The following is a 15,256-nucleotide window of genomic DNA, read 5'->3' as shown; positions in this document are numbered from 1 at the left end:
GGGAATGAAGCACGCCAGGGCTTGTGTTTTTATTATGCCAATGCCAAACATCTTGGTGGGCACGCCAATGTTTCGTATTTTGGGCGGATAACAAAGACCCAGCCCATGACAGACCTTCAGATTGCAAAAGAAGTGGCCCTTAGGCCCATTACCGAAATAGTTGCCAAATTTGGATTGGACCCTGAGGTCACGGAAATGTACGGCAAGTTCAAGGCCAAACTTCCTTTGGGCGCCTTAGACCAAGACAAGGTGGCCCAAAGCAAGCTCATTTTGGTATCGGCCATTTCGCCCACCCCTGCGGGAGAAGGTAAGACCACGATGTCCATAGGGCTGTCAGAGGGGCTTAACCTCCTGGGGAAAAAAACCACCGTTGTGCTGCGCGAGCCCTCTTTGGGGCCCGTGTTCGGCATCAAGGGCGGGGCCACCGGGGGAGGCCGGTCACAGGTGCTGCCCATGGAGGACATCAACCTGCACTTTACCGGGGATTTTGCCGCGATCGAAAAGGCACACAACCTCCTGGCGGCCATTATAGACAACAACATACAAAGCAAGACCAACTCGCTGAAACTGGACCCCAGAACCATTACCTGGAAAAGGGTAATGGACCTGAACGACCGAGCGCTGCGGCGCGTGATCGTAGGCCTGGGCGGCACCACCTCCGGAGTGCCCCGAGAGACCGGTTTTGACATTACGGCGGCCTCGGAAATCATGGCGATCCTGTGCCTGGCCGAAAACCTTCAGGACCTAAAGAAACGGCTGGGCAATATCTTTGTGGGCTATACCCATGACAAAACCGCCATCTACGCCAGGGACCTCAAAGCCGAAGGCGCCATGACCGTACTTCTAAAGGACGCCATTAAGCCCAACTTGGTACAGACCATTGCCGGAAACCCTGCCATTATTCACGGCGGACCCTTTGCCAACATAGCCCAGGGCACCAATTCCGTCATAGCCACAAGGATGGGCATGTCCCATTCCGAGTACACGGTAACCGAAGCCGGATTTGGGTTTGACCTCGGTGCCGAAAAATTCTTTGACATAAAATGCCAGAGCGCCGGGCTAACCCCCAGGGCAGTGGTGCTTACCACCACCATAAGGGCATTGAAGTATCATGGCGGGGCATCCTTGAAGACCTTGACAGAACCCAACGTGGAGGCCCTGCGCAAGGGACTGCCCAATCTGGAAAAACACCTGGAGAACATTGCCAAGTTCCACACCCCCGCCATTATCGCCATAAACAAATTTCTTACCGATACCGACGAAGAGGTACAGGTCATTGCCCAGTTTGCCCGGAAAAACGGGATTGCCCTGGCCCTGGCAGAGGTATGGGAAAAAGGAGGTGAGGGCGCCAAGGAGCTGGCACAGCTGGTGGTGGACGCCGTGGACAAGAATACGGCAACGTTTAAGCCCCTCTATGAATGGAACCTGCCCGTTACCGAAAAAATTGAGACCATTGCCAAGGAAATCTATGGGGCCAAGCACGTGGACTACACCGCAAAGGCAAAGGCCGATCTGCGCACCATTGCCGATCTGGGGCTGGAAGCATTGCCCATTTGCATTGCCAAAACCCAAAAATCGCTCTCGGACAACCCCAAGCTCTTGGGCAGGCCCAAGGATTTTATCATCACGGTGCGCGAGGTGGAGATTGCGGCCGGAGCCGGGTTCCTGATCCCCATAACCGGCAACATCATGCGAATGCCCGGATTGCCCGCGCACCCGGCCAGTGAAGGCATGGACATCAGCGAAGAAGGGGAAATCGTGGGCTTGTTCTGATGCCAAAACCCTTGCACAATTGAAAATGGGCCGGAGAAGCGAACCCGTTTTTTGGGGGCGGGATTTTTAAAGGGGAACGGATAAAAAAAGCAGGCCGTAAGCCGGATTCTGTTCCCCAACGGAATCGGGGCCCTTATCATTTATCTAGGCCAAGGGTTGCCCCAAGGCTCCAACCGCCTACCCTTCGACTCGGACGTGCCGCCCTCAAGTGCCGATATACGTGGCGTTTCACCGCATAGAGTTTACCTGATTTCACTACAGCCTAACTGTACTTGCTTTCTGTTGCACTGGTCCGTCCCACATCCAATGGACATGGGAGGCGGGCGTTACCCGCTATGCCGCACTATGGTGTCCGGACTTTCCTCTTCACCCCGAACTTTATCGGGACCCACGCCGTGTAAACCAGGACGTGGGCGCTGGCACAAGTCCAGCATGCAGCGATAAGGTGGCCTGCTGTGGCCAAAGGTACTCCAATTGTTGATAACTATGAATGATAAGCGAGGTAAAAACAAGCTACATTTCCTCCCAGTATTTATATTTGTTGAACAGAAGAACAGCAGCCTTGGAACCCTTCATAGTATCGGCCCGTAAGTACAGGCCCCAGACATTTGCCGATGTTGTGGGGCAACAGGCCATTACCAATACCCTCCAGAATGCCATTGAAAACGATCATTTGGCACAGGCCCTGCTTTTCTGCGGTCCCCGGGGCGTGGGCAAGACCACCTGCGCCCGTATCCTGGCAAAGCAGATCAACTCCGACGGCACCGAAAACGAGGACGAAGACTACGCCTTCAATATTTTTGAACTGGATGCCGCCTCCAACAATTCCGTGGACGACATCAGGAATCTCATAGACCAGGTACGCATTCCGCCCCAAGTGGGAAAATACAAAGTCTATATCATTGATGAGGTGCACATGCTCTCCCAGGCCGCCTTCAATGCCTTTTTAAAGACCCTGGAAGAGCCGCCCAACCACGCCATCTTCATTTTGGCCACCACGGAGAAGCACAAGATCATTCCCACCATCCTGTCCAGATGCCAAATATTTGATTTTAAGCGCATCACGGTAAAGGATGCGGCGGCATACCTGATGTACATCGCAGAAAACCAAGGCATCAACGCAGACGCGGACGCCCTCCATATCATAGCGCAGAAGGCGGATGGTGCCATGCGGGACGCGCTCTCCATTTTTGACCGCGTTGTGAGTTTTTCCGGCAAGGAACTGACCAGGAAAGCCGTTACGGAAAATTTGAACGTGCTGGACTACGAGACCTACTTCAAGGCCACGGACCTTATTTTGGAACACCAAATACCGCAGTTGCTACTGCTCTTTAACCATACCCTTTCCCTTGGATTTGACGGCCACCACTTCATCAATGGCCTGGCAAGCCACTTCAGGGACCTTATGGTCTGTAAGCACCAAGAAACCGTGGCGCTTTTGGAAGTGGGCGAAGACGCACAAAAACAGTACGCGGCACAATCACGGCGCACCAGTAATCCCTTTCTGTTAAAGGCCCTGGACATGGCCAACGATTGCGACCTGAAATACAGGACCAGCAAAAACCAACGGCTGTTGGTGGAACTGACCCTAATGAAACTGGCCTCCATTGATTTTAATGGAGAAAAAAAAAATCCTGAATCCGTAGCCCTCCAGAACCAAGAAATCAGTTTTATTGCCCCGGCCGCCTTTTACAGGGGCCTGCCCAAAGCGTCCCCGCCAATCTCCCAAAAACCACAGGAAAACGCCACCGAAACGGACATGGCACCCCCAACGAAACCCTCGTTGAGCACCGGAACGACCAGCGAAAAGGAATTGCCGGTAGAGGAGCCACACAAGGAACCCGACTTAGCCGAAGCAGCGGAAAAAGAAGTGCCCCAGGCACCACCGGAACCAAAGCATCCCACGGAAGCCGAACGGACCGAGGACAAGAACGGGCAACACACCCCTGCCCCAGCCGAAAAAATTGGCATCGAGCTTGGCCGAAAACGAGTATCGGGACTGTCCATAAAGAGCCTTCAGGCCAAAAAGGCGCACGAACTGAACAAAATAGAGGTGGTCATTGACGAGGACAAGCTGCCCAGGGAAGATTTTACGGAGGAAGCCCTACAGAGGCATTGGGCAAATTTTGTGAAGGACATCGATGCGAAAGGACAAAAAATCCTTGCCTCCCTCCTGAGTACGGACACCCCTAAACTGGGTGCGGACCACAGCATCCATATTGAGCTGCCCAACGGTACCATGAAAAAAGAGATCGAGCGGGAACAATACCATCTCATGAAGTATCTCAGGACCGAGCTCAACAACCACTTCATTAGGCTAGAGATCGCGGTAAACGAGGAAAGTGCCAAGAAATATGCCTTTACCCCGGAAGAAAAGTACCAAAAACTACGGGAAAAGAACCCGGTCATAGACCTTTTGAGAAAAGAGTTCGACCTGGATCTATAGAACGGACCTCCGCCTGATCCTTGCTGCAAATATCAAAAGGACCGCTGCAATGATCAATAGGCCAAAGGCCTCGCGGCCCAGTTCCACCGTGGCAATATCACCATCATCCAAACCAAAGCCTTGAAAATCATCGGGGTATAGATAAATACCAAAGAAAAGGCAGGCCCCGCCCAAGAGCAAGGGTGCCACATATCCAATTCTGTCCAGGGCAAACAAAAGGGAAATCACGGCCGCCAAGGCGTAAATGACCACCCAGACCACGGCATCTTGATCATTGAGCTGTACCACGGCACCGGCAGCAAAAAGCACCGCAAAGAGAAATCCCAAAAATTTAAAAAAAAGATCCATAGTTATTGTTCTTAGGCGTATAGCGATATTGCATCAATCCAGAACCAATTGCTTAATGCGGTCGTAAACGGCGGTGGCCGAAATGGTTTTGGCCCCATCCAAGGTAACGTTATGGATAAAAACGGGATGGTCTTCCACATCTTCCGGAATACGCCCATGACTTCCCTTGATCAATTCTGCCTCCAAGGGAATGATGTCCATTACGGTTCTGAACCCCAATTTTTTCTTGAGCAACCTTGCCCCTACCTTGGCCATGACCCATTTGTCCTTGGGATCCGTCATCATCTCCACTGGATCATAGCCCGGTTTTTTATGGATGTCCACCATCCTGGCATAATCGGGGGCCTTGGCATCATCCAACCAAAAATAATACGTGAACCACGCCCCGTCTTCCGCAATGGCCACCAGATCGCCACAACGGTCATGGTCCAAGTGCAGCTGGGCCAGTTCATCCCCGCTCAATACCCGCTCCACCCCGGGCTGTGCCCGGACCAAGGCCCGCACTTCTTCCAGCCGCTCCGGATGTTTCACATAGATGTGTGCCACTTGATGGTCTGCCACGGCAAAGGCAGTACTGGCCCCGGCATCCAACAGCTCCAGGCCGCGCTCCACCCTAAGGGCCAAATGCCCAGCGCTACGCAGCACCCGGTTCAAGTGCACGGGTCTGTGCACATTGGTAATACCATACTCTGACAGCAGCACTATGTGGGCGTCCTTTTTTTGGTAATGGTCCAAGAGCTGCCCCACCACCCGATCGATCTCGCGCAAATCCTTTTGTATCAGGCCAAAGTCCAGCCCGTGGCGTTGCAAGTTGTAGTCCAAGTGGGGCAAATAGATAAACGTAAGGGTGGGGTCATGGGCCACATCTGCCATCATCGCGGCGTCCGCGATCCATTGTGAAGAGCGGATGGAGGTCTTGGGGCCCCAAAATTCAAATAAGGGAAACGTGCCCAAGGCCTCCTGTGCCCGGTCCCGCAAGGCGGCCGGATGGGAATACACATCGGGGATCTTACGTCCATCGGCCAGATAATTGGGCCTGGGCGTCATGCTGTAGTCCGCATTGGAATACATGTTGTACCACCAAAAGAAATTGGCACAGGTAAAATTGGGGTCCAGCCCCTTGAGCTCGTCCCAAATTTTGGGCGCTTGCACCAAGCGGTTGCTCTGTCTCCAAAATTTCACTTCACATTCCTCCTTAAAATACCAGCCATTGCCCACAATGCCGTGCTCGGAAGGCCATTTCCCGGTAAGATAGGTAGACTGTGCCGTACAGGTCACCGCTGGCAGCACCGGGCTTATGGTGCTGCCACTCCCCGACTTTGCGAAAGCGGAAATGACAGGGGTGTGCTCCCCGATGAGACGTTGGGTAAGGCCCACAACATTGATGACCACGGTTTTTCTCATTTTCCCATCTCATTTAGTAACCATTGGAGCTCCCGCACAATGGAGTTTGTAATGTTCTCCTTCATGCCAGCGGGCAGCACTTCCCAGGTATAGGTTTCCACCTCCAAATGAGAAGTGAGATCATGTTTTCGCAAATAGGCCAGGGTCTTGACGATGTGGTCTTGGGTGGAATGCAAACTCCCATAGCGCTCCACAAAAATGGGCACGTGAAAATGGGCGCGGAGCTCCCTGTGTTGCCCGCGTACCGCAAGGACTTCGGGCAGATCGGCGTAAGTGCTTACTCCATTGGGGGTCTTTTCGGTAACCTGGTGCAAGTAGGTGGGTTCATCAAAGGCTTGCAGGGCGTTCCATATTGCATCGTCATCGCCCCCCTTGAAAAGCACCTTCAGCGCGGCACTGACCTGTATCTTCCCCACTTTAATGCCAGCATTTGCCAGTTGTTCAAAGGTCTGTTCGGGTTCTTCGTAAGCCAGTGAGAAATGGCAGATGTCATAACATAGGGTTATGTGCCGTTTTAAGAGTGTCTGCGCTTCCGTGGCACCGACCTTCATTGCTTCCCCAATGATTTCAATGCCCACGGGCAACAGCTCCTCATTAAAAAAGGCGAGCACTTCCCGGGTGTTTTCCAAAAGACCGTCCGGTTCAGGCTCAATGTCCAAGTGCATGTACTTTCCGGAGGTCTGTTCCAAGTGGTGCAGGTGCAGGGCCACCCCCACCAGCTGTTCCGCTCCCTTGGCCAAAGCCTTCTTTTTGGCCACCGCCGTCCCGTGCCAATGTTTATAACTAATGGGCGATGTTGACACACCACCTTCCAGCCCTTTTGGCAGCAACACGGCCAACTGGTCAAAGAGCCTCGTGGTATAGGCCAACCTTTCCGGGGTGGTCCAGTCTGGTGCGTGCACCATATCCTTCACTTTTTCATGGTGAAAATTTCCGTAGGGGAAACCGTTCATTGTAAAGACGTACACCTGTTCGTCCCTAAGCCATTGCTGGAACGCGGCCATGCGGTTTTCCAAGCCCAATTCCGCACTGGCCAGGTTACTGAGCCGAAGGCCCAGGCCAAAGGGTTTCTTGGGGCTAAGGGCTTGCTTTATGGAAGGCACATGCTGCTTGAGGCTGTTGAAGGTGGCCTCCCAATCCTGTCCCGGATGGATATTGGTGCAATAGGTAAGGTGCCGGTTTTGGTTTAACTGCATGGTCAGGAAGGGTTTAGGGCAAAACGTTGATTCAACTGTTTCAAGGCTTGCACCATTAAAGGTTTGTCCACGGTATGCACATCATGCTTTACGCCCAGGCCCTTGATCAAGGTGAGGGTGAGGGTGCCGCCCAGGTGTTCCCTAAACTCTTCAATGCCCTGGAGCAGTTCCTCCATCCCATTTTCTGTATGGACGGGAAAGGAGATGTCAAAACCAATGGCCGTGAAAACGTCAAGGATGCGTTGTAGGGCCCCATTGTCCAAAAGGCCCATTAAATGGGCATAGGTACAGTCCAACGCAATACCTTTTGCCACCGCTTCCCCGTGGCGCACGGCATAGCCCGTCATGTGCTCCAGTTTATGGGCGGCCCAATGACCAAAGTCCAACGGCCTGCTGCTACCGGCCTCAAAAGGGTCCCCTCCTGCCGAAATATGTTGCATGTGCATCTCGGCACATTTATAAATGACGTATTGCATGGGTTCCATTTCCCTGTTTTTTAGGTTGATGGCGTGCTGTTCAATGTAGGCAAAAAAGGCTTCGTCCTTGAGCAGGGCCACCTTAATGGCCTCGGCAATGCCAGAAATCCAATCGCGCTGTTCCAAGGTGTCCAAGAATTCACGATCGTTTATAATGGCATGGGGCGGGGCAAAGGTGCCCAAGAAATTCTTTTTTCCAAAAACGTTCACACTGTTCTTTACACCCACGGCGGCATCATTTTGGGCGAGCACGGTGGTGGGCACCCGGATCAGTTTTACCCCTCTGTGCGCAATGGCGGCGGCGTACCCCACCATATCGATCACCGCACCGCCGCCAATGGCCACCACAAAGGAATGTCTGCAAATGGCGTTCTCATTAATGGCCTTGAGCACCAATTCCACCTGGGTGTTTCCTTCCTTGGCGCGCTCCCCGCCCAACACCGTAATAGTGTCCGCATGGTCCAGATGCGCGCTGTTCTTGCTGGTGTATGCTGCTATTTTTTCGGCAAGCTCCCCATGGTGTGCCCCCAAGCCATCATCCAGCACAAAAAGCAATTTGGTACGTCCGGCCGATCGGTACCCTTTGATGAGATTTGTGAACAGGGGATTATCGGCATTGAAAACACCTGCCGTAAAATAGAGTTGATAGGTGTAAGGAACCGAAAAAGATTGTTTAATGGTTTTTTGTTCCATAGCGCTTAGGTAACGGCAAAAAGTTTAGACAACCACAAAGATAGGGGCAAAAGCAACAATACGGGAAGGGCCAGGGTCCAATCTGCAAAACCGGCCACCCAGCAGGCATCCATGACAATGAGTGCCAGAACACCTGAAATGACCGCTTTCTTTATTTTTTTTGGCGAATTATCACGATGGGCACCCATTAATGGACGTAGCACCATGAACAGAAAGAACCCCAAAAAAGGCAAGGCGGGAAGCACGTGCGCCCCAAGATGCATAATGGCCAAAAGCATGGCCGCCGCCACGGTTAAAAAAAGACCACCGGCCCAAACGATATGGGCTTTATTGTTTCCGTGCACCTCTCCCCTGCTGATCAAGGTAATGGCAAAGATGTACACCACCGGAACCAGGGACAAGTACCAAATGGGGCTCATAACGGCAATGACGGACATCCCGAGGATAAGGTTAAGACCTCGGCAGACCCCCATGGCCAGGGGTCCAAAAAAACCGTGGTTCTTGGCCACGGCATCGTAGGTAATGATCGCTGCCGAAAGTACCAAGGCAAGCACCCCGCTCATCGGGGAGGCCAAAAAAGCAAGCACATTGCCCGCGATCATCAGTATGCATCCCCAGGCAATGGCCTCTTGTATGCTTACCACGCCTTGGGGAATGGCCCGCTCCGGACGCTCCACGGCATCCAGATCGGCATCAAAAACGTCATTGAAAACCACCCCACCGGCATAGAGCAGTATGGAGGCCAGTACCAGCAGGGCCCAAGAAATCCCGTTGGCCATCAGGAAGGACTGCACCCCACCGCCATTGACCCATAGCGCCAAGGCCGCCCCGGCAAAGATGTCCGCAGCGGCGGTGGGCAGGTTCGCAGGCCTTGCCAAACGGGCAAGGCCCAAGAGCTTTTCTCGCATCCTACTTTATTTGATCGGCATCTATTCTGGGCACCTGTCCCCGCAGTACGCTGTTGTCATTGAAAAGCTGGGACTGGTCCACCCCAGCGGGGCGCAACCAATGTTCCTCTTTCATGTTGCCATTTTTGGAGAAGGCGTCCAGGGCATTTTGGTAACAGGTCTTTACCACGTCTTCCTTGGCAATGCCGCGCTTTAACATCAGGGACGCCGTTTTTGGAACGGCAAGGGGATCGCTAACGCCCCAGTCTGCAGAACTGTCCACAATGATGTTGTCACTGCCAAACCGGCGTACCACTTCCACCATGCGCTCATTCCCCATTTTTGTTTTGGGGTAAATGGTAAAGGCCGCTATGAAGCCACGGTCCAGCACTTCCTTCACCGTTTCTTCATTGTTGTGGTCAATGATCACATTGCCGGGGTCCAGGCCGTGCTCCAGACATACCTTCATGCTCTTGATGGTTCCCGCTTTTTTGTCACGGTGCGGGGTATGCACCTGTACGGTCATGTCCAGTTCCCTGGCCATCTCCAACTGCATCCTAAAGTACTTGTCCTCCTCGGGGGTTTGGTCGTCATAACCAATTTCCCCAATGGCCACCACATTCTCCTTGTGCAGGTAAAGGGGCAATAGGTCCATGACCTGCTCGGCAAGGGCGGGATTGTTGGCCTCTTTGGAATTGAGCCCAATGGTGCAATAATGTTTGATGCCAAACTGACTGGCCCTAAAAGGTTCCCAGCCCACCAAACTGCTAAAGTAATCTTGAAAGGAGCCCACTTGGGTGCGGGGCTGTCCCAACCAAAAAGAGGGCTCGATCACCGCGACCACGCCAGCGGCCGCCATGGCCTCATAATCATCGGTGGTTCTGGCAGACATGTGCACATGCGGGTCTATGATCATCATTTCTTTTTCCATAACTACATTGTTTTTACCGTGTTCCAGGTGAGTTCTTTACGTTGTATTGCTTCCAAAAGCGCTGGGTATCCCTGCAAAAGGGCCATTGCTCGTTCATTATTGGAGTGGTGGCAGCACAGGGCCCCGGCCTTGTTCTCTTCCACATCATCGCTCTCCAAAAGACGTTGCATATCTTCAAGGAGGGCCTGGTCCAAAAAAGGGGCAACCGGCCTCCAAAACAATGGATCTACCTTACGGGATGCCGCCCAACGCTCATGCGCGTAATCCGATATGATGCGGGAAAGCTCCCTATTGGCCCGAAGATCCACGTCTTGTATCTGGGAGAGGTCACGTTCCATGAAAGCAGCCTTAAGATACATTTGGTTCCACTGCCGATCATTGAAAAATTTACCGGGATAGGGATTGTTCAGCGCAATGGCATCGAACAGGACGGCTATGTTTGTACGGAGGGCCTCGACCGCGGTCTGCTTAAAATCACCCGCATTGGGCAATAGTATCATGTAACGCAAGAAGGTGGCCAACTCCGAGGTGTCTGCCACCTGAATGATATTCGCCACTTTATCCACAAAAAAATCATGGTCTTTCCGCAGCACCCCAGATAACAGATGGATACGGGCCAGATCCAATAGGTTGGCCCGGTGCTGTACCAGATACGCCCCCAAATCTTCATCGATATCGCTACAAACCACCTTTTTGTCCCTGTCAAAATTCTTGTTCAGCAAACTGTAGGCCATATAGAGGTCGCGAACGGAGCGCTTGGCCGTGATGTTCCCTATGGTTTGGTCCAGACGGGATAAATCACTTTCCGGAACATTTTTTTTTATGATGCTCTCAATACCCACTTTTGTCTTATTTTATGGAAAACAAATACCGCTCCGCTTGGCTATGTAACGAAACAGATTTACAGTTATTTCAAAAATAATACTTTAATACCGGATACCCTTGTTCGTTTGCTGCTTAGCTTTGTGGCATCTGGCCATGATCTTGTAGCTTTGAAAAAAAATAAAGATGCTTGGACTAAAACTGCCCACAGACCCGAGATGGGTGAACATTGTGGAAAAAAACATAGATGAAATCCTCACCGATCATGCCTATTGCGAGCAAAAGGCGGCCAGCACGGCCATCTCCCTGATCGTTTCCTTCCCGGAATATACGGAACTGGTCACGGAAATGGTGGCCCTGGCCAGGGAGGAAATGGGCCATTTTAAAATGGTGCATGACCGCATACTGGCGCGCGGGAAGACCTTGGGCAGGGATCGCAAGGATGACTATGTGCTGCAACTGGTGTCCTTTTTTCCCAAGGGCGGTAGCCGCACCACCCAATTGGTGCACCGCTTGTTGTACGCTGCGCTCATTGAGGCACGCAGTTGTGAGCGCTTTCGTCTCTTGTCCGAAGCGCTGGAAGATAAGGACTTGGCCGAATTTTACAGAAAATTGATGATCAGCGAGGCGGGACACTATACCATGTTCCTGAAGTTTGCCCGAAAATACGGTGACCCCGATGAGGTGAACCAAAAATGGCAAGCGCTTTTGGCCCATGAAGCGGACATCATGAGGAATCTTGGCAACAAGGAAACGGTGCACGGGTAGCCTGCCCCACTTTGCAATTACTTCTTCTCCTGTTTTTTACGGTAATATTCGTAGGTCTCGAACTGCGACCTCCGCTTGGGCCCCTGCACCTTGCGATATTTATTGTCTTGTGTGTCGGTGAACACCCGGGCCTTGGTGTTGTCTGCCCAACAGATGGCAAAGGTATCCATTAGCTCGCGCTTTATGTCCTTGTCGTAAATGGGGCAGCCCACCTCTACCCGGTAATCCAGGTTCCGGGTCATCCAGTCTGCCGAGGATATATAGACCTTGGGGTGGCCCCCATTGGCAAAAATGAACAATCGGGTGTGCTCCAAGAACTTGTCCACCACACTGATGGCCTCAATGTTCTCGCTCATTCCCTTTACGCCGGGCACCAAACAGCACACCCCCCTGATAATAAGCTGTATCTTTACCCCTGCCCTGCTGGCCTCGTACAGTTTGTCCACCATTTTGTAGGAGGTAAAGCTGTTCATCTTTATTTGGATGAAGGCCTCCTTGCCCAGAATGGCGTTGGAAATCTCTTGGTCTATCAATTTTATGAAAGCACCTTTGGTGTAGTGCGGGGATACGATCAAATGTTTGTATTTGTTGATCTTGTAGGTGGTCTCAAAAAAATCGAACACCTTGTTCAACTCCTTTAAAATGGCCTCATGGGCCGTAAACAAGGTGTAATCCGTGTATATCCGGGCGGTGGACTCGTTAAAATTGCCCGTACTGATAAAGCCGTAACGTTTCAGTCCGGCCAACTCTTCCCGTTCCACAAGACAGATTTTGCTGTGCACCTTTAGCCCGGGCACGCCAAAAATGAGCTTTACGCCCTCGGATTGCAGTTGTTCCGCATATTGTATGTTGGCCTGCTCATCAAACCTGGCCTGCAGTTCTATCTGCACGGTGACCTGCTTGCCGTTCTTTACGGCATTGATCAGGGAGGCGGCCACCTGGGAGTCATTGGCCAAGCGGTAAACGGTGATTTTTATGGTCCTTACCTTGGGATCCAGCGCAGCCTCCCTCAAAAACTTGAGGATATACCCAAAAGTATGGTAGGGCGTGTACTGCAAATAATCCTTTTTGGCAATTTCTTCCAGGATGCTTCCCTCCATGCTCAAGCCCTTTACGGGCAATGGCGTTATTTTTTCGTAGAGCAGGTCCTTCCTGCCCAGGCTGGGAAAACCCATGTAGTCCCTTCTGTTGTGGTAGCGGCCACCGGGGATCACGCTGTCCGTGCCCTCAATGCCCATTTTTTCCTTGAGAAAGACCAGGGTATCGCTCCCAATGCTCTTGTCATAGACAAAGCGCACCGGATCGCCCATTTTCCTGTCTTCCACGCTGGCCGATATTTTTTCAATGAAGCTCTTGCTCAGGTCATTGTCCATATCGAGTTCCGCATCCCTGGTGATCTTGATCATATGGGCCGAAATAAAATCGTACTCGAACATGGTAAAGATATTGTCCAGACAGTAGCGGATCACATCATCGAGCATGATGATGAAGTTTTTCTCGCCCTCCTTGGGAAGCACCACAAAACGATCGATGCCCTTGGGGATCTCAATGAGTGCATAACGCTTTTCCTTTTTGGCGTTGTTGCCCTTTATGAGCATGCGAATGGCCAAGTAGGCCGCAGTGTCCTTGAGCCTTGGAAACTGGGTGAGGTCGTTTAGGATAATGGTCATGAGCTGGGGGCTCACGTTCTGAAAAAAGTAACGTTTCACGAATTGTTGCTGCGATGGGTTCAAATCGTTTTCATGCAGCATAAAGATGTTTTGGCCCTCCAGCTCTTTCTGGATTTCCTTAAGGATGCCCAAGCTCTTGGTCTGCTGGCCAATGACGATCTTGGTGATCTCTTCCAGCAAATCTTTGGCCTTTTCCCCGCCCAGCTCGCTTTTACCGCTCTTGCCGGCATGCACAATACGCTTCACCGTGGCGTAGCGCACCTTGAAAAATTCGTCCAGGTTATTGGAAAATATCCCCAAAAAACGCAAGCGTTCTATGAGCGGCACATTCTTGTCCGCACTCTCCTGCAAGACCCTATCGTTAAAATAAAGCCAGCTGATCTCCCTGTTTATATATTGGTTGTTGCTCTCTTTCATCCTTATCTCATTTCTTTGGGAAAAATGGACCGTACCGTGGTTCCGCCCGGTCCAAGGGCACTCCACGCGCCCACATCAAAGCGCAGGTGCACCAGGCCACTGGTGGGCACGTTGTCATGACGAACACTGCCCAGCTCATTCACCAAATGGGTAAAGGCGTGGTTGTGCCCAAAGACCATGACGCGCTGCAGGTCCGTGTCCAGGGACCGCAAAAATTCAAGTGCATGGTGGCCGGAAAAATCATAGAGCTGGGACACAATGGAAATACGGTCCGGGGGAAAGCTGACCTCTCGCGTGCAGATCATGCAGGTATGCAGGGCCCGGTTGGCCGGACTGCTATAGAAGTGGTCCAAAGGCAACTGCAGATCGCACAGCGCCGCTCCCACCAAATGGGCATCGTGTACGCCCCTTTGGCTCAAGGGCCTGTCCTGATCACCCACCTCGTATTCCCAGGACGACTTTCCGTGCCGCATAAAGATCACCTCTTTCATCGTTTACCTTTTATGGGGCCAAGCGCTCCAGTTTCCAGTTCCAGTCTTTCTGCAGGCTATAGCGCAGACGATCGTGCAGCCGGTTGGGCCTTCCTTGCCAAAATTCCATGGACACGGGCCTAACCAGGTACCCGCCCCAAAATTCGGGACGGGGAATCTCCTTGTTGGCATAGGCTTTCTCCAACTGCGCAAGCTGGTCTTCAAGCACCCTGCGGGAGGCAATGACCTCGCTTTGCGGAGAAACCAGGGCCCCGAGCTTGCTTCCGTCCGGCCGGGATTCAAAATACCCATCGGACATATTTTCCGGGACCTTCTCGGCCGTGCCCTTAACAATGACCTGGCGTTCCATCTTGGGCCAGAAGAAAGACAGGCAGACCTTGGGGTCCCGGGCAATGGCGCGCCCTTTCTCACTTTGGTAGTTGGTGTAGAAAATAAATCCCTCGTGGGTATATTTCTTCAATAGTACCACCCGGGTCTTTGGGTAGCCATCCTGCCCCACCGTGGAAATGCTCATGGCATTGGGCTCCTCCACACTCTCGGAGGCCTCCACCTCATAAAACCAGGTCTGGAAAAGTTGCATGGGGTTATCGGTGATGGCCTCTTCCAACAACGCGCTTTTTTCGTACGATTTTCTGTAATCGCCCAAATCTTTCTGCATAGGTTCCGCTCTTATCGTTTTTATCAAATTTCAACAAAAAAAACAAGATGCCAAAGGTTTTAAGGGCTTTTAGATGGAAGCCAAAACCAAGCCATACGCGTTCTCTTTAAGAAATTGGCGAAAGAAATTGAAGTGTTCTTTCTGGCCTCGAAAAGGAATCAGTGATTCGGCCGATCGTCCTTTGGGAAATGGTCAGGGGCAAGACAGTTCATTGACCTTGCCCGACTCGATGTTCTGATGGTAAAGAGCACCTCACTTCCTTCAACCCAAAAAAAA

At 52.1% G+C, this 15,256-nt stretch carries 13 protein-coding genes and 1 other RNA gene; 3 read left to right on the top strand and 11 right to left on the bottom strand.

The genetic code is table 11. The features are described 5' to 3' along the window. The first annotated feature begins 105 nt into the window (after positions 1-105). On the top strand, positions 106-1,773 hold the full coding sequence (locus ACKWCC_RS09100; RefSeq protein WP_413995612.1) for a formate--tetrahydrofolate ligase: 1,668 nt from the start codon (positions 106-108) through the stop codon (positions 1,771-1,773). 81 nt (positions 1,774-1,854) lie between these two features. On the opposite strand, the gene rnpB is transcribed toward ACKWCC_RS09100, so the two are convergent. Beyond that, positions 1,855-2,153: RNase P RNA component class A (gene rnpB, locus ACKWCC_RS09095), an RNA gene on the bottom strand. A gap of 182 nt (positions 2,154-2,335) precedes the next feature. Here rnpB and ACKWCC_RS09090 point away from each other — a divergent pair. Further along, positions 2,336-4,219 carry a DNA polymerase III subunit gamma/tau gene (locus tag ACKWCC_RS09090; RefSeq protein WP_413995611.1) on the top strand — a complete coding sequence of 628 codons (1,884 nt, stop codon included), beginning with the start codon at positions 2,336-2,338 and terminating at the stop codon, positions 4,217-4,219. On the opposite strand, the gene ACKWCC_RS09085 is transcribed toward ACKWCC_RS09090, so the two are convergent. The 7 genes from ACKWCC_RS09085 to ACKWCC_RS09055 are packed head-to-tail and all read right to left on the bottom strand — an operon-like array spanning position 4,214 to position 10,996. Beyond that, positions 4,214-4,567: a transmembrane 220 family protein gene (locus ACKWCC_RS09085; RefSeq protein WP_413995610.1), complete on the bottom strand. Its 354-nt coding sequence runs from the start codon at positions 4,565-4,567 to the stop codon at positions 4,214-4,216. The two genes, ACKWCC_RS09090 and ACKWCC_RS09085, sit on opposite strands and share 6 nt — an antisense overlap. A 33-nt stretch (positions 4,568-4,600) precedes the next feature. Next, on the bottom strand, positions 4,601-5,971 hold the full coding sequence (locus ACKWCC_RS09080; protein WP_413995609.1) for an alkaline phosphatase family protein: 1,371 nt from the start codon (positions 5,969-5,971) through the stop codon (positions 4,601-4,603). Then, positions 5,968-7,167 (bottom strand): metabolite traffic protein EboE, encoded by a 1,200-nt coding sequence (eboE, locus tag ACKWCC_RS09075; protein WP_413995608.1) that lies wholly within the window; start codon positions 7,165-7,167, stop codon positions 5,968-5,970. Before eboE ends, ACKWCC_RS09080 begins: the two co-directional genes overlap by 4 nt. A 2-nt stretch (positions 7,168-7,169) precedes the next feature. Further along, on the bottom strand, positions 7,170-8,336 hold the full coding sequence (locus ACKWCC_RS09070; RefSeq protein WP_413995607.1) for a 3-dehydroquinate synthase: 1,167 nt from the start codon (positions 8,334-8,336) through the stop codon (positions 7,170-7,172). A 5-nt stretch (positions 8,337-8,341) separates the two neighbouring features. Then, a complete protein-coding gene (gene eboC, locus ACKWCC_RS09065) occupies positions 8,342-9,244 on the bottom strand; it encodes a UbiA-like protein EboC (protein ID WP_413995606.1) in 903 nt (300 codons plus the stop codon). 1 nt (position 9,245) lies between these two features. Then, positions 9,246-10,154 (bottom strand): TatD family hydrolase, encoded by a 909-nt coding sequence (locus ACKWCC_RS09060; protein ID WP_413995605.1) that lies wholly within the window; start codon positions 10,152-10,154, stop codon positions 9,246-9,248. A gap of 2 nt (positions 10,155-10,156) precedes the next feature. After that, complete coding sequence (locus ACKWCC_RS09055; RefSeq protein WP_413995604.1) at positions 10,157-10,996, bottom strand: EboA domain-containing protein; 840 nt, start codon at positions 10,994-10,996, stop codon at positions 10,157-10,159. A 166-nt stretch (positions 10,997-11,162) separates the two neighbouring features. On the opposite strand from ACKWCC_RS09055, the gene ACKWCC_RS09050 reads away from it, so the two are divergent. Further along, positions 11,163-11,744: a MiaE family protein gene (locus ACKWCC_RS09050; RefSeq protein ID WP_413995603.1), complete on the top strand. Its 582-nt coding sequence runs from the start codon at positions 11,163-11,165 to the stop codon at positions 11,742-11,744. 17 nt (positions 11,745-11,761) lie between these two features. Here the strand turns inward: ACKWCC_RS09050 and ppk1 are convergent, their stop codons facing one another. The 3 genes from ppk1 to pdxH are packed head-to-tail and all read right to left on the bottom strand — an operon-like array spanning position 11,762 to position 14,980. Next, complete coding sequence (gene ppk1 / locus ACKWCC_RS09045) at positions 11,762-13,831, bottom strand: polyphosphate kinase 1 (protein ID WP_413995602.1); 2,070 nt, start codon at positions 13,829-13,831, stop codon at positions 11,762-11,764. A 2-nt stretch (positions 13,832-13,833) separates the two neighbouring features. Next, on the bottom strand, positions 13,834-14,322 hold the full coding sequence (locus ACKWCC_RS09040) for a SixA phosphatase family protein (protein WP_413995601.1): 489 nt from the start codon (positions 14,320-14,322) through the stop codon (positions 13,834-13,836). Between the two features lie 10 nt (positions 14,323-14,332). Then, positions 14,333-14,980, bottom strand: coding sequence for a pyridoxamine 5'-phosphate oxidase (gene pdxH, locus ACKWCC_RS09035; RefSeq protein ID WP_413995600.1), 648 nt, complete (start codon positions 14,978-14,980; stop codon positions 14,333-14,335). Positions 14,981-15,256 lie beyond the last annotated feature (276 nt).

Source organism: Maribacter aquimarinus, from assembly GCF_047345505.1.
GTDB lineage: Bacteria > Bacteroidota > Bacteroidia > Flavobacteriales > Flavobacteriaceae > Maribacter.
This window is presented reverse-complemented; position numbering and strand designations above follow the sequence as displayed.

What these genes read in the sequence shown, in the direction of transcription:
- ACKWCC_RS09080 (WP_413995609.1), bottom strand. Translation starts at nt 5,971, where the DNA reads ATGAGAAAAACCGTGGTCATCAATGTTGTGGGCCTTACCCAACGTCTC.
- ACKWCC_RS09060 (WP_413995605.1), bottom strand. Translation starts at nt 10,154, where the DNA reads ATGGAAAAAGAAATGATGATCATAGACCCGCATGTGCACATGTCTGCC.
- ACKWCC_RS09050 (WP_413995603.1), top strand. Translation starts at nt 11,163, where the DNA reads ATGCTTGGACTAAAACTGCCCACAGACCCGAGATGGGTGAACATTGTG.
- ppk1 (WP_413995602.1), bottom strand. Translation starts at nt 13,831, where the DNA reads ATGAAAGAGAGCAACAACCAATATATAAACAGGGAGATCAGCTGGCTT.
- ACKWCC_RS09100 (WP_413995612.1), top strand. Translation starts at nt 106, where the DNA reads ATGACAGACCTTCAGATTGCAAAAGAAGTGGCCCTTAGGCCCATTACC.
- eboC (WP_413995606.1), bottom strand. Translation starts at nt 9,244, where the DNA reads ATGCGAGAAAAGCTCTTGGGCCTTGCCCGTTTGGCAAGGCCTGCGAAC.
- pdxH (WP_413995600.1), bottom strand. Translation starts at nt 14,980, where the DNA reads ATGCAGAAAGATTTGGGCGATTACAGAAAATCGTACGAAAAAAGCGCG.
- ACKWCC_RS09085 (WP_413995610.1), bottom strand. Translation starts at nt 4,567, where the DNA reads ATGGATCTTTTTTTTAAATTTTTGGGATTTCTCTTTGCGGTGCTTTTT.
- ACKWCC_RS09070 (WP_413995607.1), bottom strand. Translation starts at nt 8,336, where the DNA reads ATGGAACAAAAAACCATTAAACAATCTTTTTCGGTTCCTTACACCTAT.
- eboE (WP_413995608.1), bottom strand. Translation starts at nt 7,167, where the DNA reads ATGCAGTTAAACCAAAACCGGCACCTTACCTATTGCACCAATATCCAT.
- ACKWCC_RS09040 (WP_413995601.1), bottom strand. Translation starts at nt 14,322, where the DNA reads ATGAAAGAGGTGATCTTTATGCGGCACGGAAAGTCGTCCTGGGAATAC.